At 71.5% G+C, this 19,920-nt stretch carries 21 protein-coding genes; 6 read left to right on the top strand and 15 right to left on the bottom strand.

All coding sequences use genetic code 11. The features are described 5' to 3' along the window. Positions 1–8: 8 nt before the first annotated feature. From PV343_RS20420 to PV343_RS20410, 3 genes are read right to left on the bottom strand one after another with little or no spacing between them, the layout of a single operon-like run. Entirely contained in the window at positions 9–1,010 is a 1,002-nt protein-coding gene (locus PV343_RS20420) for a methionine synthase (RefSeq protein WP_319148402.1), read from the bottom strand. A 43-nt stretch (positions 1,011–1,053) separates the two neighbouring features. After that, the gene (locus PV343_RS20415) at positions 1,054–1,752 is read right to left on the bottom strand and encodes an SDR family oxidoreductase (protein ID WP_319148401.1); all 699 of its coding nucleotides are present in this window, start codon (positions 1,750–1,752) and stop codon (positions 1,054–1,056) included. A 7-nt stretch (positions 1,753–1,759) separates the two neighbouring features. Next, positions 1,760–2,299: a TIGR00730 family Rossman fold protein gene (locus tag PV343_RS20410; RefSeq protein ID WP_319148400.1), complete on the bottom strand. Its 540-nt coding sequence runs from the start codon at positions 2,297–2,299 to the stop codon at positions 1,760–1,762. Positions 2,300–2,350: 51 nt separating this feature from the next. On the opposite strand from PV343_RS20410, the gene PV343_RS20405 reads away from it, so the two are divergent. Next, entirely contained in the window at positions 2,351–2,674 is a 324-nt protein-coding gene (locus tag PV343_RS20405; RefSeq protein ID WP_319148399.1) for a DUF427 domain-containing protein, read from the top strand. A gap of 37 nt (positions 2,675–2,711) precedes the next feature. Beyond that, positions 2,712–3,494 (top strand): alpha/beta fold hydrolase, encoded by a 783-nt coding sequence (locus tag PV343_RS20400; protein ID WP_319148398.1) that lies wholly within the window; start codon positions 2,712–2,714, stop codon positions 3,492–3,494. A gap of 30 nt (positions 3,495–3,524) precedes the next feature. On the opposite strand, the gene mnmA is transcribed toward PV343_RS20400, so the two are convergent. Then, entirely contained in the window at positions 3,525–4,655 is a 1,131-nt protein-coding gene (gene mnmA / locus PV343_RS20395) for a tRNA 2-thiouridine(34) synthase MnmA (protein ID WP_319148397.1), read from the bottom strand. A 60-nt stretch (positions 4,656–4,715) separates the two neighbouring features. Between mnmA and PV343_RS20390 the strand changes: the two genes are divergently transcribed. Continuing rightward, entirely contained in the window at positions 4,716–5,390 is a 675-nt protein-coding gene (locus PV343_RS20390; protein WP_319148396.1) for an N-acetylmuramoyl-L-alanine amidase, read from the top strand. A 43-nt stretch (positions 5,391–5,433) separates the two neighbouring features. On the opposite strand, the gene PV343_RS20385 is transcribed toward PV343_RS20390, so the two are convergent. From PV343_RS20385 to PV343_RS20375, 3 genes are all read right to left on the bottom strand, one after another. Next, positions 5,434–6,603, bottom strand: a complete 1,170-nt coding sequence (locus tag PV343_RS20385) for a cysteine desulfurase family protein (protein WP_319148395.1) — start codon at positions 6,601–6,603, stop codon at positions 5,434–5,436. An 85-nt stretch (positions 6,604–6,688) separates the two neighbouring features. Beyond that, complete coding sequence (locus tag PV343_RS20380; RefSeq protein WP_133923641.1) at positions 6,689–6,964, bottom strand: DUF4190 domain-containing protein; 276 nt, start codon at positions 6,962–6,964, stop codon at positions 6,689–6,691. Positions 6,965–6,996: 32 nt separating this feature from the next. Further along, complete coding sequence (locus PV343_RS20375; RefSeq protein WP_020942377.1) at positions 6,997–7,164, bottom strand: hypothetical protein; 168 nt, start codon at positions 7,162–7,164, stop codon at positions 6,997–6,999. 144 nt (positions 7,165–7,308) lie between these two features. Between PV343_RS20375 and PV343_RS20370 the strand changes: the two genes are divergently transcribed. Further along, the gene (locus PV343_RS20370) at positions 7,309–7,938 is read left to right on the top strand and encodes a TetR family transcriptional regulator (protein WP_319148394.1); all 630 of its coding nucleotides are present in this window, start codon (positions 7,309–7,311) and stop codon (positions 7,936–7,938) included. Between the two features lie 468 nt (positions 7,939–8,406). On the opposite strand, the gene PV343_RS20365 is transcribed toward PV343_RS20370, so the two are convergent. Continuing rightward, the gene (locus PV343_RS20365; protein WP_319148393.1) at positions 8,407–9,387 is read right to left on the bottom strand and encodes a helix-turn-helix transcriptional regulator; all 981 of its coding nucleotides are present in this window, start codon (positions 9,385–9,387) and stop codon (positions 8,407–8,409) included. A gap of 103 nt (positions 9,388–9,490) precedes the next feature. Here PV343_RS20365 and PV343_RS20360 point away from each other — a divergent pair, with 103 nt between their 5' ends. Then, entirely contained in the window at positions 9,491–10,090 is a 600-nt protein-coding gene (locus tag PV343_RS20360) for a TIGR03086 family metal-binding protein (protein ID WP_319148392.1), read from the top strand. Here PV343_RS20360 and PV343_RS20355 read toward each other — a convergent pair. After that, positions 10,077–10,937: a thioesterase family protein gene (locus tag PV343_RS20355; RefSeq protein ID WP_319148391.1), complete on the bottom strand. Its 861-nt coding sequence runs from the start codon at positions 10,935–10,937 to the stop codon at positions 10,077–10,079. The two genes, PV343_RS20360 and PV343_RS20355, sit on opposite strands and share 14 nt — an antisense overlap. Before the next feature lie 177 nt (positions 10,938–11,114). Here PV343_RS20355 and PV343_RS20350 point away from each other — a divergent pair, with 177 nt between their 5' ends. Then, a complete protein-coding gene (locus PV343_RS20350; protein ID WP_319148390.1) occupies positions 11,115–12,374 on the top strand; it encodes an alpha/beta hydrolase in 1,260 nt (419 codons plus the stop codon). On the opposite strand, the gene PV343_RS20345 is transcribed toward PV343_RS20350, so the two are convergent. The 6 genes from PV343_RS20345 to PV343_RS20320 form a co-directional block, all read right to left on the bottom strand. Next, positions 12,283–12,942: a trimeric intracellular cation channel family protein gene (locus PV343_RS20345; RefSeq protein ID WP_319148389.1), complete on the bottom strand. Its 660-nt coding sequence runs from the start codon at positions 12,940–12,942 to the stop codon at positions 12,283–12,285. The two genes, PV343_RS20350 and PV343_RS20345, sit on opposite strands and share 92 nt — an antisense overlap. Before the next feature lie 47 nt (positions 12,943–12,989). Next, positions 12,990–14,381 (bottom strand): M1 family metallopeptidase, encoded by a 1,392-nt coding sequence (locus PV343_RS20340; protein ID WP_319148388.1) that lies wholly within the window; start codon positions 14,379–14,381, stop codon positions 12,990–12,992. Between the two features lie 100 nt (positions 14,382–14,481). Further along, on the bottom strand, positions 14,482–15,948 hold the full coding sequence (locus tag PV343_RS20335; RefSeq protein ID WP_319148387.1) for an ABC transporter ATP-binding protein: 1,467 nt from the start codon (positions 15,946–15,948) through the stop codon (positions 14,482–14,484). Next, positions 15,945–17,039 carry an ABC transporter ATP-binding protein gene (locus tag PV343_RS20330; RefSeq protein WP_319148386.1) on the bottom strand — a complete coding sequence of 365 codons (1,095 nt, stop codon included), beginning with the start codon at positions 17,037–17,039 and terminating at the stop codon, positions 15,945–15,947. The genes PV343_RS20335 and PV343_RS20330 overlap by 4 nt, the downstream gene beginning before the upstream one ends. Further along, positions 17,036–18,043 (bottom strand): ABC transporter permease, encoded by a 1,008-nt coding sequence (locus PV343_RS20325; RefSeq protein ID WP_319148384.1) that lies wholly within the window; start codon positions 18,041–18,043, stop codon positions 17,036–17,038. The genes PV343_RS20330 and PV343_RS20325 overlap by 4 nt, the downstream gene beginning before the upstream one ends. 72 nt (positions 18,044–18,115) lie before the next feature. Beyond that, a complete protein-coding gene (locus PV343_RS20320; RefSeq protein WP_319148383.1) occupies positions 18,116–19,888 on the bottom strand; it encodes an ABC transporter substrate-binding protein in 1,773 nt (590 codons plus the stop codon). Between the last annotated feature and the right edge of the window lie 32 nt (positions 19,889–19,920).

Below are 19,920 nucleotides of genomic sequence, written 5' to 3'. Positions count from 1 at the left end.
TCCTCCCGTTACTCTGGGTTGTCCGCGAGGGATCTCGCCGCCCGGACGCAGTGGGCGAGCGCCTGGCGGGCGTAGGCGGGGGAAGCGCCCGCGAGCCCGCACGCCGGGGTCACCGTGACCGCCTCCGCGAGCAGCCCCGGACGCAGCCCCAGCCTGCGCCACAGCGTCCTGACACCCATGACGCTACCGGCAGGGTCCGACAATGGGCCGTCGGTGCCCGGCACGACACCGGGGAACAACCGGGTGCCGGCCTCCACCGCCTCACCGATGGCGTCGTCGTCACGTTCGGTGAGGAGTGAGAAGTCGAAGGAGACGGCGGCGGCGCCCGCCCGGCGCAACAGGGCGAACGGCACCCCGGGCGCGCAGGAGTGCACCACGACGGGTCCGCCCGCGTGCGCCCCGACGACGTCGCGGAGGGTGGCCTCGACCACCTGCCGGTCCACGGCCCGGTGGGTGCGGTAGCCGCTGGCGGTGCGCACCTGCCCGCGCAGCACGGCGGTGAGCGACGGCTCGTCGAGCTGGAGCACGAGCCGGGCGCCCGGCACCCGGCGGCGCACCTCGTCGAGGTGAAGGCGCAGGCCCTCGCCGAGCGAGCCGGCCAGGTCGCGGCAGGCGCCGGGGTCCGACAGGGCGGCCTCCCCGTTGCGCAGCTCCAGGGCGGCGGCCAGGGTCCACGGCCCGACCGCCTGCACCTTGAGGTCGCCCTCGTACCCCTGGGTGAACTCCTCCAGGGCGTCGAGGTCCTCCCCCAGCCAGGACCGGGCCCGCTTGGTGTCCCGGCCCGGCCGGTCACCGAGCCGCCAGCCGCTGGGCTCCACGCGCGCGTACAGCTCGACCAGCATCCCGGCGGTCCGGCCGATCATGTCGGCGCCGGGCCCCCGGGCGGGCAGTTCGGCCAGGAAGGGGAAGTCCTCGAAGCTGCCGGTGACGGTCTTGGCGGCTTCCCGGGCGTCCCCGCCGGGCAGCGAACCGACGCCCGTCGCGGGGCCGAAGCGAATGTTCTCGTCCACGGGGTGAAGCCTACGTAGACTTCGGCCCCCGGGTGCCCCGCGGTCAGCGCCCTGGCCGCACCGTCAGGTCGTTGACCTCCGCGTCCTCGGGCAGGTCCAGGGCCATCAGGAGGGTCGTCGCCACCGACTCGGGGTCGATCCACCGGCCCGGGTCGTACTCCTTGCCCTCCTGCTGGTGCACCTTGGCCTGCATGGGGCTGGCGGTGCGGCCGGGGTAGACGGAGGTGACGCGGACGCCGTTGCCGTGCTCCTCCTCCCGCAGGGAGTCGGCCAGCGCCTTCAGGCCGTGCTTGGAGGCGGCGTAGGCGGACCAGCCGGCGTGGGCGTTCAGCCCGGACCCGGAGTTGACGAAGATCACATGGCCGCGCGTGGTGCGCAGCTGGGGCAGGAAGTGCCGGGTCAGCTCGGCGGGCGCGACCAGGTTGACGTTGAGCTGGTGGTGCCAGGCCTTCGGGGTCAGTTCGCCGACCTCGCCGAGGTCCACGACACCGGCGATGTGCAGGAGCGAGTCCACCCGGTCCGGCAGTGTCTGGTGCGAGAAGGCCCAGGACAGCTTGTCCGGGTCGGCGAGGTCGCCGACCAGGGTGCGCGCGCCGGGGAACTCGGCGGCAAGCTCCTTCGCCCGTCCCGCGTCGCGCGCGTGGAGGACGAGTTCGTCCCCGCGCGCGTGCAGCCGGCGGGCGACGGCCGCGCCGATGCCGGAACCGGCCCCGGTGATCACATGAGTAGCCATGCCCGCCATGCTCGCATCACCGGGCGGCGAGCCGCTCCTCCAGGTGGGCCAGCGCGCCCGCCGGCTCCTCGGCGACGAAGACCAGCTCCGCCAGCGGCCGGGGCAGGAAGCCCTCCTCCTCCATGCGCCGGAACTGCTCGGCGAGGCCGTCGTAGAAGCCGGCCGTGTTCAGCAGCACCACCGGTTTCTCGGTCCGGCCGTGCTTCTTCAGCTCCAGGATCTCGGTGGCCTCGTCCAGCGTCCCGGTGCCGCCCACCATGATCACCACGGCGTCGGCCTTCTCCAGCAGCAGCTTCTTCCGTTCGGCGAGGTCGGCGGCGATGATCATCTCGTCCGCCCCGGGCCGCGCCTTGTTCGCCAGGAACTCCACCGAGACGCCCAGCAGCCTGCCGCCCGCCGCGTGCGCACCGTCGGCGACGACCTTCATCAGACCGGTGTCGGAGCCGCCCCAGACGAGGGTGTGACCGGCCTTGCCGAGCAGTTCACCGAACTCGCGCGCGGGGCGGGTGTAGCGCTCGTCGAGGTCGGCGGCGGACAGGAAGACGCAGATGTTCATGTCCACCACCGTACGTGGGAAGAAGTCGGGGCCCACGGGCGCTGTCCCTGTATGGCTCAAGGACACACGATCACCATCGAGAAGAGCGAGCGGCACGTGCGCGTGGTGCGCGACGGCCAGGTGCTCGCGGAGACCGACCGCCCCCTCGTGCTGCGCGAGACGGGCTGTCCGGCGCGGTACTACCTGCCCGCCGAGGACGTCCGCCTGGAACTGCTCACCCCGTCGGACACGCACACCGTCTGCCCCTTCAAGGGCACCGCCTCCTACTGGTCGCTGCCCGGCGCGCCCGACCTCGCCTGGGCCTATCCCGATCCGAAGCCGGAGGTCGCGGAGATCAAGGACCACCTCTGCTTCTACGAGGTCGACGTGTCGTGACCGCTGAATTCCGCGGCGTACGGCAGTCTGCAACGGCATGGACAAGAAGACGACTTCCCGCGACGGCACCTCCCTCGCGTACCGAGTGACCGGCCAGGGGCCGACGGTGATCCTGGCGAGCGGCGCGATGTCCACCGGCGGCACCCTCGCGCCCCTGGCGCTCCGGCTCGCCGACCACTGCACGGCCGTCGTCTACGACCGCCGCGGCCGCGGCGCGAGCGGGGACACGGCGCCGTACGCGGTGGAGCGCGAGGTGGAGGACCTGGCGGCACTGATGGAGGCGGTGGGCGGCGAGGCGGCGCTGTTCGGTGTCTCCTCGGGCGGCGCGTTGGTGCTGGAGGCGGCGGCGAGCGGGCTGCCGGTCCGTCAGGTGGCCGTGTACGAGACGCCGTTCGCCGACCTGCTGGAGGACGGCGCCGAGCGCGAGGCCGTGTACAAGGAGAGCCTGGGCAAGGCGCTCGCGGAGGGCCGGCGCGGGGACGCCGTCGAGCTGTTCCTGCGGCTGACGGGCCTCGGCGAGGAGATGATCCGGGGCGCCCGGCAGTCCCCGATGTGGCCCGGCCTGGAGGCCGTGGCACCGAGCCTTGCGTACGACGACGCGGTGATGGGCGACGGACTGCTGCCCCGGCAGCGGCTCGCGGCCGTCTCCGTGCCCGTCCTGTCCGTGGTGGGCGGGGCGAGCCCGGAGTGGATGCGCGAGGCGGGCCGGGCGGTCGCCGAAGCGGTGCCCCGGGGGACGTACCGCGTCCTGGACGGGCAGACCCACATGGTGGAGCCGGACGTCCTGGGGCCCGCGCTGGCGGAGTTCTTCGCGGGGTGAGTGCCCGGGCCCGCCGCCCGGCGGCAGACCTCAGACGGCCGCCGCGGCCGCCCGGGTCGTCGAGGCGATCGTCGCCGAGCCGACCACGCGCGTGCCGTCGTAGAGCACGATCGCCTGGCCCGGGGCGACGCCGCGCACCGGCTCGGTGAAGGTCACCCGCAGCTCGCCGTCGACCGGTGCCGCGGTGACCTCGGTCTCGCCGCCGTGGGCGCGGAGCTGGGCGGTGTAGGTGGCGGGGGCGGTCGGCGCGGTGCCGCACCAGCGGGGCTTGACCGCGGTCAGCGCGGTCACGTCCAGGGCGGCGGCCGGTCCCACCGTCACCGTGTTGTCCACCGGGGAGATGTCGAGGACGTAGCGGGGCTTGCCGTCGGCGGCCGGGGTGCCGATCCGCAGGCCCTTGCGCTGGCCGATGGTGAAGCCGTAGGCACCCTCGTGCGTGCCCAGCTTGGTACCGGACTCGTCCACGATGTCGCCCTCCGCCTTGCCGAGCCGCTGGGCGAGGAAGCCCTGCGTGTCGCCGTCGGCGATGAAGCAGATGTCGTGCGAGTCGGGCTTCCTTGCGACGGCGAGGCCCCTGCGCTCGGCCTCCGCGCGGATCTCGTCCTTCGTGGTGACGGTGTCGCCGAGCGGGAACATCGCGTGGGCGAGCTGCCGCTCGTCCAGCACGCCGAGCACGTACGACTGGTCCTTGGCCATGTCGGAGGCGCGGTGCAGCTCGCGGGAGCCGTCCTCCTTGAGGATCACCTGCGCGTAGTGACCGGTGCACACGGCGTCGAAGCCGAGGGCCAGCGCCTTGTCGAGGAGCGCGGCGAACTTGATCTTCTCGTTGCAGCGCAGGCACGGGTTGGGGGTGCGGCCGGCCTCGTACTCGGCGACGAAGTCCTCGACGACGTCCTCGCGGAAGCGGTCGGCGAGGTCCCAGACGTAGAACGGGATACCGATGACGTCGGCGGCGCGCCGGGCGTCCCGCGAGTCCTCGATGGTGCAGCAGCCCCGCGCGCCCGTGCGGAAGGACTGGGGGTTCGCGGAGAGCGCGAGATGGACGCCGGTGACGTCGTGACCGGCTTCCGCGGCGCGCGCGGCGGCGACGGCGGAGTCGACGCCGCCCGACATGGCGGCGAGGACGCGGAGGGGACGGGTGCGCTGCGGGATGTCAGTCATAGCCCCTCCAGGGTACGGGGGCGTGGGAACCGGGTCCGCCGGATATCCGTTGACGATCACATGGGGGCGACGAAGGACGTGGCGGCGAAGGACGGGGACCGCCGGCTGGGGCGGCGGGCCCTGCTGATCGGCGGGGCCGCGGCCGCCGTGGGCAGTGCCGTGCTGGCCCGCGACGAGCTGTCCCGGCTGTGGTGGCGGCTGCCCGGCGTGGAGAAGCCCCGGGTGGCGGGAGCGGTCGACTTCCGCGGCGCGCGCTGGGTGCCGGCCTCGGCGGCGAACTACCGGCGGGCGGACCGGCCGGACGACTACCGGATCGACCGGGTGGTCGTCCATGTCACCCAGGGCGGCTACGCGTCGGCGGTGAAGGTCTTCCAGGACCCGGCGCACCGGGCCACGGCGCACTACGTCGTGCGCCGGGACGGGCGGGTCACCCAGCTCGTCCGCGAACTGGACGTGGCGTTCCACGCGGGGAACCGGGCGTACAACGAGCGCAGTGTCGGCATCGAGCACGAGGGGTTCGTGGAGGACGCCTCCTCCTTCACGGACGCGATGTACGCCTCCTCGGCCCGGCTGACGGCGGCGATATGCGCGCGCTACGGCATACCGGCCGACCGGGAGCACATCGTCGGGCACGTGGAGGTGCCGGGGACGGACCACACGGACCCGGGGCGGTTCTGGGACTGGGACCGGTACCTGCGGCTGGTCGGCGCCGCGCGCGGGCCCTCGGCGCACTGAGCGGTCCGGGCAAGCCCGGGCGGCCCGGGCGGCCCGGGCGGGGTCAGGTCAGGCCGGCGGCGCGGGCCCGCTCGACGGCCGGTCCGATGGCCTTGGCGACGGCCTCGACGTCGGCCTCCGTGGAGGTGTGGCCGAGGGAGAAGCGAAGGGTGCCGCGGGCCAGGTCCGGGTCGGTGCCGGTGGCGAGCAGGACGTGGCTGGGCTGGGCGACGCCCGCGGTGCAGGCCGAGCCGGTGGAGCACTCGATGCCCTGGGCGTCCAGCAGGAGCAGCAGGGAGTCGCCCTCGCAGCCGGGGAAGGTGAAGTGCGCGTTGGCGGGGAGGCGGCCCCCGGGGGCCGGGTCGCCGCCGAGGATCGCGTCCGGGACGGCCTCGCGCACGGCGTCGACCAGCCGGTCCCGCAGGGCGCCGATCTCGCGGTCGAACCACCCGCGCTGTTCGGCGGCGAGGCGGGCGGCCACGGCGAAGGAGGCGACGGCGGGGACGTCGAGGGTGCCGGAACGGACATGGCGTTCCTGGCCGCCGCCGTGCAGCACGGGTACGGGGGTGTACTCGCGGCCGAGGATCAGCGCGCCGATGCCGTACGGGCCGCCGATCTTGTGCCCCGACACGGTCATCGCGGCGAGGCCGGAGGCGCCGAAGTCGACGGGGACCTGGCCGAACGCCTGCACCGCGTCGGCGTGCAGCGGGATGCCGAACTCGGCTGCCACGGCGGCCAGTTCGCGGACCGGCAGGATCGTGCCGATCTCGTTGTTGGCCCACATCACGGTGGCCAGGGCGACGTCTTCGGGGTCGCGGGCGACGGCCTCGCGCAGCGCCTCGGGGTGGACACGGCCGTAGGAGTCGACCGGGAGGTACTCGACGGTGGCGCCCTCGTGCTCGCCGAGCCAGTGCACGGCGTCGAGGACGGCGTGGTGCTCGACGGGGCTGGCCAGGATGCGGGTGCGGGCCGGGTCGGCGTCGCGGCGGGCCCAGTACAGGCCCTTCACCGCGAGGTTGTCGGCCTCGGTGCCGCCCGAGGTGAGCACGACCTCGCTGGGGCGGGCGCCCAGCGCCTCGGCCAGGGTTTCACGGGACTCCTCGACCGTGCGGCGGGCCCGGCGGCCGGAGGCGTGCAGGGAGGACGCGTTGCCGGTGATGCTCAGCTGGGCGGTCAGCGCCTCCGCCGCCTCCGGGAGCATCGGGGTCGTCGCGGCGTGGTCGAGGTAAGCCATGGTGTGGCCGATTCTACGGGCCTGCCCACGGCGGGAGCGGTGCCGGGCGGCTCTGCCCCGTCGCCCTCGGGGCGCCGGCGGGGCGTCACAGGCTCCAGGAGACCGTGTGGGAGAGGTCCATGGAGACCAGCAGGACGACCAGGTCGGCCACGCCGAGGGTCAGGCCGAGCCAGGCGCGGCCGCGCCGGGACGTGCCGCGCCAGAGGGCGACGGCGGCCAGGGCGATGGCGATCGGGCCGAGGAAGAGGTTGAGGACGAGCAGGCCGAGGAGGCCCAGGATGAAGGACGCGACGGCCATGCCGTCGGGGTCGCGCGGACGGCTTTCGGCGCTGCGGCCCGCGGCCGGTGCGGTGAGTTGCATGGTGCTCAGCTCCTTGAGGTCGTGACGGACGGTCAGTGGGCCGACGGGTGCCGGCGGCGGCCGTGACGCTCGCGGATCGCGAAGACGCCGAGCCAGACGGCGATGACGGCGGCCGCGACGGCGGTGAAGGTCAGGGGTGCGTGGGCGACGGTGCCCAGCACCACACCGAGCAGCATGAGAGCGGCGACGAGGAACAGCATGGGATGAGATCCCCCCTCAGGGATGCCTCGTGTAGGGCCTGCGTAAAGCTTGGGTGAACAGTTGTAGTAACAGTTGTTCACTGACTTCGAGTCTACCCCTTCGCGCGGCTTTCCAATTTCAGAGAACAGTTGTTAACTAGAGAGATGAGTCACACCCTCGGCGTCCGGCAGGCCCAGAAGCAGAAGACCCGGCAGGCGTTCCTGGACGCGGCCCTCGCACTGCTGGAGGAACAGAGCCTGAGCAGCCTCGGACTGCGCGAGGTCACCCGGGCCGTGGGCGTCGCCCCGACGGCCTTCTACCGGCACTTCCGCTCCACCGCCGACCTCGGTGTGGCTCTGGTCGACGAGGCGCTGGGCAGCCTTCACCCGATGGTGCGGACGACGGTGTCCACCGCGGGCGACAGCGAGGAGCGCATCACGCGCGCCGTGGAACTGATCGCCCGTCACGTGAACGCGTACCCCGCACACGTCCGCTTCATCGCCCGTGAGCGGCATGGCGGAGTCCAGCCGGTCCGAGAGGCCATTCGCGCCCAACTGGCGCGCTTCGCCGAGGAGGTGAAGACGGAGCTGGCCAAGGACCCGCAGGCGCAGGGGTGGAGCGACGACGACCTGCTGATGCTCGCGCATCTCTACGTCGACCAGATGCTCATCACCGCCTCCCTGTTCCTGGAGACGCTGGACTCGCCCGAGGACGGCGAGCGCGAGCGCGTCGCCCAGCTGGCCACCCGGCAGCTGCGGCTCATCACCATCGGCCGCCGGCACTGGCGGGACTGACACGCTCCGGCGGCGCTTTCGCGCCACGTCCGCCGCCATGGTCGGCCCCGCGTCCGCCGTCGCGGTCGGCCCCGCCGGATCTTCCCGGGTCCTCCCGGCCGCACCGGTCAGCCCTGTCCCCCACCCTGTCCCCCGCCCGGGCCGCCGCAGCCGCCGGCACCCCCGCCGTTCCCGGGGCCGCCCTGACCGCCACCCGGTGCCCCGCCCGGCATACCCGACCGCGCTCCCGAGGGTGCCCCCGACGGCCGGCCCGTGGGCGTACCGGACGACCGCCCAGCAGCTCCCGAGGGTGCCCCGGAGGGCGCCCCGGCGGGCCGGCTCGCGCCGCCGGTCGGCAGGCCGGACGGGGCCCCGCCCGCCTGCCGCGAGCCTGAGCCGCCGCCGGACGAGGACGAGTCGCCCGAGCCGCACCCGAACAGCAGCAGCGAGGACAAAGCACCCCCCAAGTACCCCCGCTCACCTGCGGGTTCACTCGCCGGTGCGGCCCGCCTCCTGGTACAGGGCCGTGACGGCGCCGACCGCGCGCAGCAGTTCGGCGCGGGCCTCGGGCGGGTCGAGGATCTCCACCTGGTCGGAGAAGCCGAGGAGTTGGCGCACCGCGCGCAGCGCGGGGTAGGACAGCCGGACGGTGACCCAGTCGTCGTCCCCGTCGTCCTCGGGGAGTTCGGTCAGCAGGGCCCCCACCATCCGCTGGAACATGTCCAGACGCTCGCGGCGCACCCGCACCGTGACGTCGATCGCGCCCTCGGGCCGCTCCTCGACCTGGCGGCGCAGCACCTCCCAGACGTCGGCGAGTTCGACGCCGGTCCGGCGCCTGACCGGCTCGTCGAGCAGCCGCGCCGAGCGCACCCGGTCGGCACGGAACAGGCGCGGGGCCGCGCGCCGGTCGGCGACCAGGTACCAGACCCCGGCCTTGGCGACCAGGCCGTAGGGGTCCACGGTGTACGTGCGGGGCTCGCGCTGCCCGCTGTGCCGGTAGCTCACTCTCAGCCGGCGGTCGGCGAAGACCGCGTCCTGGAGCACCTGGAGGTCGACGGACCGCCCGGGTCCGCTGCGCCAGCGGGTGGCGTCGACCAGGATGCGGCGGCTGGTGACCTCGGCGGCGGGCCGGTGCGGCGCGGGCAGGGCCGCCATCACCTTGCGCAGGGCCGAGCCGAGCGCCGCGTCGAGACCGAGCGCGGCATGGGCGCCCTGCGCGGCGAGGATGAACAGGGCGCGGGACTCGTCGGCGGTCAGGCCGGTGACGTCCGTGCGGAATCCGGCGAGGAGTTCGATGCCGCCGTGCCGGCCGCGCTCGGCGTACACGGGCACGCCGGAGGCGGACAGCGCCTCGACGTCCCGGTAGATGGTGCGCACCGACACCTCGAGCCGGTCGGCGAGTTCGTGCGCGGGGACCCGGCCCCGGGTCTGCAGGAGCAGCAGGATCGACAGCAGCCGGTCGGACTTCACGGCCCCAGAATCGCGCCGTCGGGGATCTCGCGCAAATGTTGACGGAATCTGTCAGGTTTTCGGCGCATGCTCCTCTCCGTACCCACCAGAGGAGAGGCACACGATGACCACCACCGGTTACACCGACCCGCGTCCCGTCTACACCCGCGCCACCGAGCAGGCCGCCGCGCTCATCAGGACGGTGCGCCCCGAGCAGCTCGACGGCCCGACCCCCTGCGCCGAGTTCGACGTGCGGTCCCTGCTGAGCCACGTCGTCGGCGGCACGCGGCGGATCGCCGTGGTGGGCGAGGGCGGTGACGGGCTCGCCGTGGAGCCGGTCGCCGAGGGCGTCGAGGACGACGGCTGGACGGCGGCCTACGACGAGGTGCGCGTCCGGGTCCTGAAGGCGTGGGAGGCGGACGAGCGGATGACGGCCCCGGTGCGGGTGCCCTGGGGCGAGGTGCCGGGCCACGCGGCGCTGTCCGGGTACGTGATGGAGATCGTGACGCACACCTGGGACCTCGCCGAGGCCGTCGGCCACCCCTTCGCACTCGACCCGGAGCTGGCCGATTTCGCCCTGGCGACGGCCCAGCGGGTGCTGCCCGACTCCCGGCCCCGGGACGAGGAGACCCCGTTCGACACCCGCCGCGAGGCCCCCGAGGGGGCCGGGGTCTACGAGCGGCTCGCGGCCTGGATGGGACGCGCCCCGCTCAGCCGAGCCTGACGCGGGCGAGCTGGCGGGACTGGGCGACCAGCCGGTCCTCGCTGTCCCAGACCTCGGCGTCCTCCTCCAGGAACCCGCCGGCCAGGTTGCGGGTGGTGATGGACACCCGCAGCGGGCCGGGGGCCGGGCGGTGACGGACGTGGACGGTGAGTTCCACGGTGGGGACCCAGCCCTTGAGGCCGATCTCGAAGGCGGTGGGCGGCAGCGCGTCCACCGCCAGGAGCAGCGACAGGGGGTCGGCGTCGCGGCCGTCGGCGAGGCCGAACCAGGCGCGCATCTCCCCCTTGCCCGAGGGCGCGCCGAGGGCCCAGCCGAGGGTGGCGGGGTCCAGCTTGAGCATCAGCCGGTCGGTGATGGCCGAGCTGCCCGGCACCGGGGCGGGCGAGTCGTCGGGGCCGAAGCACTGCTCGATCGGCGGGACGGCCGGCGGGGCCGCCGTCGTGCGGACGTCGTCGGGGAGGGCGGAGAGGTCGCCGTAGGAGGCGAGGACGCGGATGCGCTCGACCTCGTTGCCCTCGTCGTCGTACTGCAGGAGCGAGGCCTGGCCGGTGGAGAGGGTGCGGCCGGTGCGGACCGTCTCGGTGCGGACGACCGCCGGGCCCGGCTGGGACGCGGTCAGGTAGTGCGCCGAGATCGTGAAGGGGTCCGGGTGCGGGAGGGTGTCCGCGAGGGCCCGGCCGAGGACGGCCAGCAGATAGCCGCCGTTGACGGCGTTGATGATGGTCCAGCCGGCGGAGAGGTCGATGTCGTAGACCCCGGGCTCACGCCGGGTGACCGCGGTGTCGCGGTCGAACTCGCTGTCGCCGATCACGGCTCGCCCGGTGGGCGCGGTGGCTGCTTCTGGCATGGATGAACGGTACAACAGGTAATTACTAAGCGGTAGCTTTTCCATGCCGGCGCCGTACGTCGCGAACCGGCCAACCGGAAGGACCCGATCCGGCCTCCGGGTGAGATCCCGGCAATTTCTCGGTAAGTGTCCGGACACGTCCACAACCCGCGCCCCACTGTTCCCCTCTATGAGGACATGAGCCTCACCGGGACTCCGTTCCTCTACACGACGATCGTATTGTCGGTCGTCGCCCTGATACTGCCGCTCACGCTCTGGTCGCGGCTGCGCGGGCCCAGGCCGCTGCGCACCGCCGCCCGGGTCCTCATGCTGCTGTTCACCCAGGGCACGGCCGTCGCGCTGGTCTTCGTGCTGGTCAACAACCAGAACAACCTGTACGACAACTGGGCCGACCTGCTGGGCACCGGCGACCACGTCCAGCAGGCCGCCGACCTCGGAAGGGACGGCACCGGCGGGCTGGCGCTGAAACGGTTGCCGAAGGTCAGGCAGGTCTTCAGGCCGGCCGACGGCCCCGGCATGCGCGCGGCCGGCGGTGTCCGCGTCACCCAGCTCAGGGGCCGGGTCTCCGGGGTGAACGCCGAGGTCTACGTCTGGCTGCCGCCGCAGTACGACGAGCCGGCGTACCGCGGCAAGAAGTTCCCGGTGGTGGAACTGCTGCCCGGCTACCCCGGTTCGGCGAAGGCCTGGTTCGGGTCGCTGAAGGCGCACGAGCAGCTGCTGCCGCTCATGCGCAGCGGCCAGGTGGCGCCCTTCATCCTGGTCGCGCCGCGCACCAACCTGCTGGCCGGCGTCGACACCGGCTGCGCCAACATCCCCGGCCAGGTCAACGCCGACACCTGGCTCAGCATCGACGTGCCCAGGATGGTCACGGACAACTTCCGCGCGCAGCCGGCCCCCCAGGGCTGGGCGGTGGCCGGGTACTCGGCCGGCGCGCACTGCGCGGTCAAGCTGGCCGTGGCGCACCCGGACCGGTACCGGGCCGCGGCGAGCATGTCCGGGTACAACGACCCCATCGGCGAGCGCAACTCGCTGGCCTCGCAGAACCCAGCGCTGCGCGCCGAGAACAACCCCTACCTGCTGCTGCGCAAGGCGGCCGTGCCACCCCGCGTCGCGCTGTACGTGTCCGGCGAGTCCGGTGACGGCTACCAGGCGGGCACGGCGCTGGAGTCCGTCGCCAAGGCGCCGACGACCGTGCACGTGGTGTTCCTGCCGCGCAGCGCGGGCGGGCACACGATGGCGCTGTGGCGGCCGCAGGTGCCGGCGGTGTTCCGCTGGCTGACCCTCCAGATGGGCCAGAACCGCGCCAGAGGCGAGGACCGGTCCCTCACCCCGGCGACCGCCGGGACTACTCCTCGGTCACCGTCGACCGCCGGTTCCAGGCGCGCGGCGCTCGCCAGTGGAACCTCATCGCCAGCAGCCGCAGGACGAAAGCGGTGACGACGGCGAGCCCGCTGGTGAGCGGGGTCAGGGCGTCGTAGCGGATGCACAGCGCCACCATGGTGGCGCCGACGATCGCGGGGACCGCGTACAGGTCGCGGTCCCAGCGCAGCAGCGAGGGCACCTCGTTGGCGAGCACGTCCCGGAGCACGCCACCGCCGACGGCGGTCGCCAGGCCCAGGGTCGCGGACGCGGTGAGGTTGAGGCCGTAGCTGTACGCCTTGGTCGTACCGCTGACGCAGAACAGACCGAGGCCGGCCGCGTCGAAGACCAGGACGCCGGTCTGGATCCGCTCCACGTGCGGGTGCAGGAAGAAGACCACGAGGGTGGCGATCAGGGGGGTGAGGAAGTACCCCAGGTCCGTGAAGGCGGCCGGCGGCACGGCCCCGATGACCACGTCCCGGAACAGCCCCCCGCCCAGCGCCGTGACCTCGGCGAGCACCGCGATGCCGAACACGTCGAAGTTCTTGCGGACGGCCAGCAGCGCGCCGGAGATCGCGAACACGAAGATGCCGATGACATCGAGCGTGTGCTGGACGGAGGGACTGAAGAGTTGCTGGAGCTGCACCCTGCCATTCTCACCCAACAGGGCACATGAACCTTACAAAGCCAGGCTCACAGGGTGGGTTTCCCTGTCGTGAAGAGCCAGGCGCGGAAAAAGTCGTCCAGTTTGCGGCCGCTGGCCCGCTCGGCGAGGCGGACGAAGTCGGCCGTGTCCGCGTTGCCGTACCGGTGCAGCCGGGTCCAGGCGGGCAGCAGCCGGAAGAACGCCTTGTCGCCGATCTTCTCCCGGAGCGCCTGGAGCGTCATCGCGCCGCGCTGGTAGACGGCGGAGGCGAACATCGTGTCGCGCTGCGGGTCGGCCACCTGGATCTGCCAGAAGGAGGAGTCGGCGGGGCGGGCGTCGTAGGCGGCGCGGAAGGTGTCGTGGGCCGAGCGGGTGCCCTGGTGCTCCGCCCACAGCCACTGGGCGTAGGTGGCGAATCCCTCGTTGAGCCAGACGTCCTTCCACTGGGCCACGCTCACCGAGTCGCCGAACCACTGGTGGGCCAGTTCGTGGACGATGGTCGTCTCGTTGCGCACGGCCGAGTAGGCGGGCTTGCTCTGCACCTCCAGCGAGAAACCGGCCTCGGGCATGTCGTCGACGATGGCCCCGGTCTCCTCGAAGGGGTAGGGGCCGAACACCTGCGACCAGTAGTCGGTGGCGGCGGCGGTGACGGCGTACACGTCGACGCTGTTGCTGTTCTTGAGCACGGGGTCGATGGCGACGTAGATCGGGGTGCCGCCCGGGGTGCGGCCGGTGCGCACGTCGAACTTCCCGATGGTGGCGGTCGCCAGGTAGGTGGCCATGGGCCGGCTCTCCCGCCAGTGCGTGTACGTCGAGTCGCCCCGGTCGTACGTCGACACCAGCCGGCCGTTGGAGACGCCGGTCAGGCCGCGGGGCGCCTTGATCCGGATGTCGTAGGTGGCCTTGTCGGAGGGGTGGTCGCTGGAGGGGAACCAGGTGGAGGCGGCGTTGGGCTCGCAGGCGACGAAGACGCCGTCGGCGGTCTTCATCCAGCCGTACTTGGAGCCGAACACGATGGGGCCGCTCAGCGGCTCGGGGACACCTCCGTAGGTGACGGTGACGGTGAAGTCGCGGCCCTTGGCCAGGGTGCCGCGCGGGGTCACCGTGACCTCGTCGCCCTCGCGGGTGAACTTGGCGTGTCTGCCGTTGACCTCGACCTCGGTGATCCGGAGCTGCTGGAGGTCGAGGTCGAAGGAGGAGAGGTTCTGGGTGGCGCGCGCGGTGAGGGTCGCCCGGCCGTCGAGGCGGCCGGTGTCCGGGGCGTAGGCGATGTCCAGGGCGTAGTGGCGGGCGTCGAAGCCGCCGTTGCCGAGCCGGGGGAAGTAGGGGTCACCCGCGCCGGGTGCGCCCGCGGTGGGGGCTGGTGCGGCGGCGATGACTAAGGAAGCGGCCGCCGCGGTGGCGACGGCCGCTGAACGTGCCGAACGGGAGAGTGCCATGAGTCGTCCCTTTCGAGCGTGTACCGATCAGTGGTCGGACACGGACGACTCTGCACTCTCCCGTTCAGGCATGTTCATGACTTTGCCCAGTTGTCATGTGCTACTTGTCGGTTGACTCCTGGGAGTCGGTGGCCGGCTCGGGCTTGTCGGTCGAGACCTTCGCACCGGGACCGGTCTTCGGACCGGTCTCCGCCACGGCCTCGGCGGCGGCCGTCTCCTCGGCCGACGCCTCGTCCTCGGCGGCCGACTCCTCGTCGGCGGCGTCCTCGGCGGCGGGCTCCTCAGAAACGGACTCCTCCTCGGAGGCGGCCGGTTCGGCGGCGGTCTCCTCGGCGGGAGCCGACTCCTCGGCCACGGCTTCCTCGGACACGGACTCCTCGGACACGGACTCCTCGGCGGCGGTCTTCTCCGCCACCGGCTCCTGCTCCGCCGCGTCGTCGGGGACGACCGCGTCCGGGACCAGTTCCGAGGCCTTCTTCGCCACCGAGAGCAGGACCGTGTCCTGCGGGGCCTGGTCGGCGAAGTTCTCCGGGTGGTGGCAGGCGACCTGCTGACCGGTCCTCAGCTCCACCAGCTGCGGCTCGGTCGTCTTGCAGATCTCCGTCGCCTTCCAGCACCGGGTGTGGAAACGGCAGCCCGACGGCGGGGCGATCGGCGAGGGCACGTCGCCGCGCAGCAGGATGCGCTCGCTCTTCTGGCCACGCCGCTTCGGGTCCGGCACCGGCACCGCCGACATCAGCGCCTTGGTGTACGGGTGCATCGGCGCCTCGTACAGCGAGGTGCGGTCGGCGATCTCGACGATCTTGCCGAGGTACATCACCGCGATGCGGTCCGAGACGTGCCGCACCACGGAGAGGTCGTGGGCGATGATCACGTAGGTGAGGCCGAGTTCCTGCTGGAGGTCGTCCATGAGGTTCACGACCTGCGCCTGGATCGACACGTCCAGCGCGGACACCGGCTCGTCCGCCACCACCAGCTTCGGCTTCAGGGCGAGCGCGCGGGCGATGCCGATGCGCTGGCGCTGACCGCCGGAGAACTCGTGCGGGTAGCGGTTGTAGTGCTCGGGGCTCAGACCGACAAGTTCGAGGAGCCGCTGGACCTCCTTCTTCACCCCGCCCTCGGGCTCGACGCCCTGGAGCCGGAAGGGCGCCGAGACGATCGAGCCGATGGTGTGCCGGGGGTTCAGGGAGCCGTACGGATCCTGGAAGATCATCTGGATGTCGCGGCGCAGCGGACGCATCTGACCGGTCTTCAGCCGGGTGATGTCCTGGCCGTCGAAGGTGATCCGGCCGCCGGTCGGGTCCTGGAGGCGGGTGATGACCCGGCCCATGGTCGACTTGCCGCAGCCCGACTCGCCGACCACGCCCAGGGTCTCGCCGCGTCGGACCTCGAAGTCGATGCCGTCGACGGCCTTCACCGCGCCGACCTGGCGCTGGAGAATGCCCTTCTTGATCGGGAAGTGCTTGGTCAGGCCCTCGACCCGGAGCAGCACGTCACGGTCCTCGGGAGCGGACGCCTGCTGCGGGATCACGGCCTGGGCCTCGTCCGTCTTCTTGGTCTCACTCACAGCTTCGGCGCAATCTCTTCGGTCCAGATCCGCTCACGGTCCTCGGCCGGGAGGTGGCAGGCGGACCAGTGCCCGGTGCCCACCGGTTCCAGCTCGGGGCGCACCGTGCGGGTGACGTTCCCCTTGGGGATGTCCGCGTACGGGCAGCGCGGGTGGAACGCGCAGCCCGAGGGGACGTTGATGAGGCTCGGCGGCTGGCCCTTGACCGGGATGAGCCGTTCGGAGGTCTCACGGTCGATGCGGGGCATCGAGCCGAGCAGGCCCCAGGTGTAGGGGTGCTGCGGCTTCTCGAAGACCTCGTTCGCCGGACCGCGCTCCACGCACCGGCCGCCGTACATCACCAGGACGTCGTCGGCGATCTCGGCGACCACGCCGAGGTCGTGGGTGATCATGATGACCGCGGAGCCGAACTCCTTCTGCAGGTCCCGGATCAGGTCGAGGATCTGCGCCTGGACGGTGACGTCGAGGGCGGTGGTCGGCTCGTCCGCGATGAGCAGCTCGGGGTTGTTCACCAGCGCCATGGCGATCATGGCGCGCTGGCGCATACCGCCGGAGAACTCGTGCGGGTAGCCGTCGACGCGCTTGGCCGGCTCGGGGATGCCGACCCGGTCGAGCATCTCGATGGCCCGCTTGCGGGCGACCTTCTTGCTGACCTTGTGGTGGACCCGGTACGCCTCGACGATCTGGTCGCCGACCTTGTAGTACGGGTGCATCGCGGACAGCGGGTCCTGGAAGATCATCGCCATCTCGCGGCCGCGGAGCTTGCGCACCTCGTCCGGGGCGGCGGAGACCAGCTCCTTGCCGTCCAGCCAGATCTCGCCGGTCATCCGCACGTTCTTGCCGCGGGTGCCGAGCCGGTGCAGGCCCATGATGGCCTGCGAGGTGACCGACTTGCCGGAGCCGGACTCGCCGACGACGGCGAGGGTCCGGCCCTTCTCCAGCGAGAAGCTGAGCCCGTCGACGGACTTGACCAGGCCGTCGTCGGTGGGGAAGTGCACCTTGAGGTCGCGGACCTCGAGGAAGGCCTCGGGCGCCGTGCCGGGGGAGGTGGGCTCCCCCACTGCGGCACCGGTCTTGGAGAGTTCGGTCACGAGAGCCTCACCCGCGGGTCGGCGGCGGCGTAGAGCACGTCCACCAGGAGATTTGCGAAGACGACGAAGAACGCGGCGAGCAGCGTCACGCCGAGGATCTTGGGCAGGTCGTTGTCGGTGATGCCCTGCACCGCGTACTGGCCGATACCGGGCAGTGAGAACACCGACTCGGTGATCACGGCACCGCCGAGCAGCAGGCCCAGGTCCATGCCGAAGACCGTGATGATCGGGGTGAGCGCGGCGCGCAGGCCGTGCCGGGTGACGACGGTGCGCTCCCGCAGGCCCTTGGCGCGGGCCGTGCGGATGAAGTCCTCGTTCATCGTCTCCAGCATGCCCGAGCGGGTGAGCCGCGCGTAGATGGCGGAGTAGAGCAGGGCGAGCGAACACCACGCCGGGAAGAGGGTGTTGGCCCACTGCGAGGGGTTCTCGGTGAACGGGACGTAGGTCTTGCCGAAGATCGGCCACTGATAGGTGAAGAGCAGGATCGCCAGGTTGCCCGTGAAGAACATGGGCAGCGACACGCCGGTGAGCGCGATGCCCATGAAGGTCCGGTCGAGGACCGAGCGCGGCTTCAGCGCCGAGATGACACCCGCCGCGACACCCGAGAGCAGCCACAGCACGGCGGCACCGACGGCCAGCGAGAGGGTGATCGGAAGACGGGAGGTGAGCTCCGGCCACACTGCCTGGTGGTTCTTGAAGGAGTAACCGAAGCAGGGTGCGTCGCAGTGCACCGTGGTGGGGCCGAGGTCGTAGGTGGCGCCGGCCACGATCCCCTTGATGAAGTGCCAGTACTGGACGTAGACAGGCTGGTCCAGACCGAGGTTGTGCTTGACAGCGGCGATGTCCGCCTTCGACGGGCTCTTGCCGATGTACTGCTGCGCCAGCTGATCCGCTGTCTGGCCGGCAAGCCGTGGCAGCAGGAAGAAGATGGCGAAGGTGACCGCGGAGACGACCAGCAGCAGGATCACTGCCGCGAACGTCCGGCGGAGGATGTACGAGATCACGGGGACCGGCGCTGGTGCCCGCGGGCCGCGAAGCCCGCGGGCACCAATGCCTTCACCTGCCTTCCGGGGCTGCTACTTCGACGCGACGCCGATGTTGAGGTAGTCGTACTGACCGCTGAAGGCCGCCGTGGAAACCAGGTTGGTGTAGTTCTGCGGGCGGGCGAGCAGGACCTTGAAGTAGGTCAGCGGGACGAGGACGGCGTCGTCCATGGTCTTCTTGTCGATCTGGGTGTAGAGGCCGTTGCGCGCGGTGTCGTCCTGCGTGCCGATGGCCTTGCCCAGAAGGCTGTTGACGTCCTTGTTGTCGTACTGCGACAGGTTGGTGTTACCGGACTGGCTGATCGCCTTGCCGTTCAGGATCTGCTGCAGGAAGCCGTAGCCGGAGGGCCAGTCGGCACCCCACTGCATCATGATCAGGCCGACGTTCTGCTTCTCGGTGAACTTCGGCACACCCGCGTAGTCGGTGAAGTACTTACCGGACGGGAACTGCTTCAGGCTGGCGTTGATGCCGACCTTCTTCAGCGAGTTGATGATCGCCGTGGCGGCGTCGATCTCCTGCGGACGGTCCGAACGGGCCGAGATGTTGGTGCTGATCGACGACTTGCCGCAGGCCTTGAGCTGCTCCTTGGCCTTGGCGGCGTCACCCTTGTTGCCGGAGGTGGCGTAGACGTCGGACTTCGCGTAGCCCGGGATGTCCGGAGGCAGGACCGTGGAGGCGATGTCGCCGCGGATCGGGCCGCCCTCGGCGGTCTGCACCGAGACCTTGTCGATCGCGTACTGCACGGCCTTGCGGCACTCGACCTTGTCGAACGGCTTCACCTTGGTGTTGATCGCCATGTAGACGAGACGGCCACCGTAGGTGTTGTCCGTGTTGGCCTTCTTCGAGGTGTCGGTGAGGACCTTGGCCTGCGTGGAGGCCTGGACACCGGCACCGGCGAGGTCGATCGCGTCACCGGCCAGGACGTCCTGGTCGATGGTCTCCGGGTTGACCTTCAGCTTGACGACGATCCTCTCCGGCAGCTGCTTGCGCAGCGGGTCGGTCTTCGGGTCCCAGTTCTCGTTGCGCACGAGCACGGCCTGCTTGCCGTCCTCGTAGCTCTGGAACTTGTAGGAGCCCGACGACACGATGTGCTTGACGTAGTCGACGCCCTTGTCCTTGGACTGGGGCACCGGGGCCGTCTGCGGGGCGGCGACCAGGTAGTCGAACTCCTGGAACGCCTGGTTCAGGTGGAAGACGATCGTGGTGTCGTCCGGCGTCTCGATGGACGACAGGCCCTTGGCGCTCTTGTCCTTGTAGGGGCCCTTGTACTTGTCGCCCTTCGCCATGAACTGCTGGAAGTAGTTCGGGCCGAGGGAGAGCACGTCACGCGCGAAGTTGGAGCGCTCGACGGCGTACTTGACGTCCTTCGAGGTGATCGCGGTGCCGTCTTCGTACTTCAGGCCCGAACGCAGCTTGTACGTCCAGGTCTTGCCGCCGTCGCTCGGGACGCCCTTGCTCGCGGCGAGGTCCGGGACGAGGGTGTTGCCCTTCTCGCCGGCGCCGGGCTGGAACGTCATCAGCGGGCGGGCGTAGAGCCGGCTGAGGTTGTACATGTACGCGTAGTACGTGTTACCGGGGTCGAAGGAGTCCGGCACGTCGGACAGCTCGTAGGTGAGCGTGCCGCCCTTCTTGTCGGAAGCGTTGACGACGCCCTTGGTCGCGGCGTTCGCGCCGGCCGACGAGGTGCCGTTCTCTCCCTTGTTGTCATCGGCCTTGCTGCAGCCTGCAACGAGCAGACTGGCGGAGCCGATGGCCGCGATCGCGGCCAGCGCAGACCTTCGCATGATGGGCGCTTTCCCCTCCATTGTCGGAAACTTGTTTGACTCTCGGCGGCAGG

The organism is Streptomyces sp. WI03-4A (assembly GCF_033792105.1).
GTDB classification, from domain to species: domain Bacteria; phylum Actinomycetota; class Actinomycetes; order Streptomycetales; family Streptomycetaceae; genus Streptomyces; species Streptomyces collinus_A.
This window is presented reverse-complemented; position numbering and strand designations above follow the sequence as displayed.

Excerpts from the sequence above, each read along its gene's own strand:
- PV343_RS20415 (WP_319148401.1), bottom strand. The coding sequence starts at position 1,752 with ATGGCGGGCATGGCTACTCATGTGATCACCGGGGCCGGTTCCGGCATC.
- PV343_RS20410 (WP_319148400.1), bottom strand. The coding sequence starts at position 2,299 with ATGAACATCTGCGTCTTCCTGTCCGCCGCCGACCTCGACGAGCGCTAC.
- PV343_RS20405 (WP_319148399.1), top strand. The coding sequence starts at position 2,351 with ATGGCTCAAGGACACACGATCACCATCGAGAAGAGCGAGCGGCACGTG.
- PV343_RS20400 (WP_319148398.1), top strand. The coding sequence starts at position 2,712 with ATGGACAAGAAGACGACTTCCCGCGACGGCACCTCCCTCGCGTACCGA.
- mnmA (WP_319148397.1), bottom strand. The coding sequence starts at position 4,655 with ATGACTGACATCCCGCAGCGCACCCGTCCCCTCCGCGTCCTCGCCGCC.
- PV343_RS20390 (WP_319148396.1), top strand. The coding sequence starts at position 4,716 with ATGGGGGCGACGAAGGACGTGGCGGCGAAGGACGGGGACCGCCGGCTG.
- PV343_RS20385 (WP_319148395.1), bottom strand. The coding sequence starts at position 6,603 with ATGGCTTACCTCGACCACGCCGCGACGACCCCGATGCTCCCGGAGGCG.
- PV343_RS20380 (WP_133923641.1), bottom strand. The coding sequence starts at position 6,964 with ATGCAACTCACCGCACCGGCCGCGGGCCGCAGCGCCGAAAGCCGTCCG.
- PV343_RS20375 (WP_020942377.1), bottom strand. The coding sequence starts at position 7,164 with ATGCTGTTCCTCGTCGCCGCTCTCATGCTGCTCGGTGTGGTGCTGGGC.
- PV343_RS20370 (WP_319148394.1), top strand. The coding sequence starts at position 7,309 with ATGAGTCACACCCTCGGCGTCCGGCAGGCCCAGAAGCAGAAGACCCGG.
- PV343_RS20360 (WP_319148392.1), top strand. The coding sequence starts at position 9,491 with ATGACCACCACCGGTTACACCGACCCGCGTCCCGTCTACACCCGCGCC.
- PV343_RS20355 (WP_319148391.1), bottom strand. The coding sequence starts at position 10,937 with ATGCCAGAAGCAGCCACCGCGCCCACCGGGCGAGCCGTGATCGGCGAC.
- PV343_RS20350 (WP_319148390.1), top strand. The coding sequence starts at position 11,115 with ATGAGCCTCACCGGGACTCCGTTCCTCTACACGACGATCGTATTGTCG.
- PV343_RS20340 (WP_319148388.1), bottom strand. The coding sequence starts at position 14,381 with ATGGCACTCTCCCGTTCGGCACGTTCAGCGGCCGTCGCCACCGCGGCG.
- PV343_RS20320 (WP_319148383.1), bottom strand. The coding sequence starts at position 19,888 with ATGGAGGGGAAAGCGCCCATCATGCGAAGGTCTGCGCTGGCCGCGATC.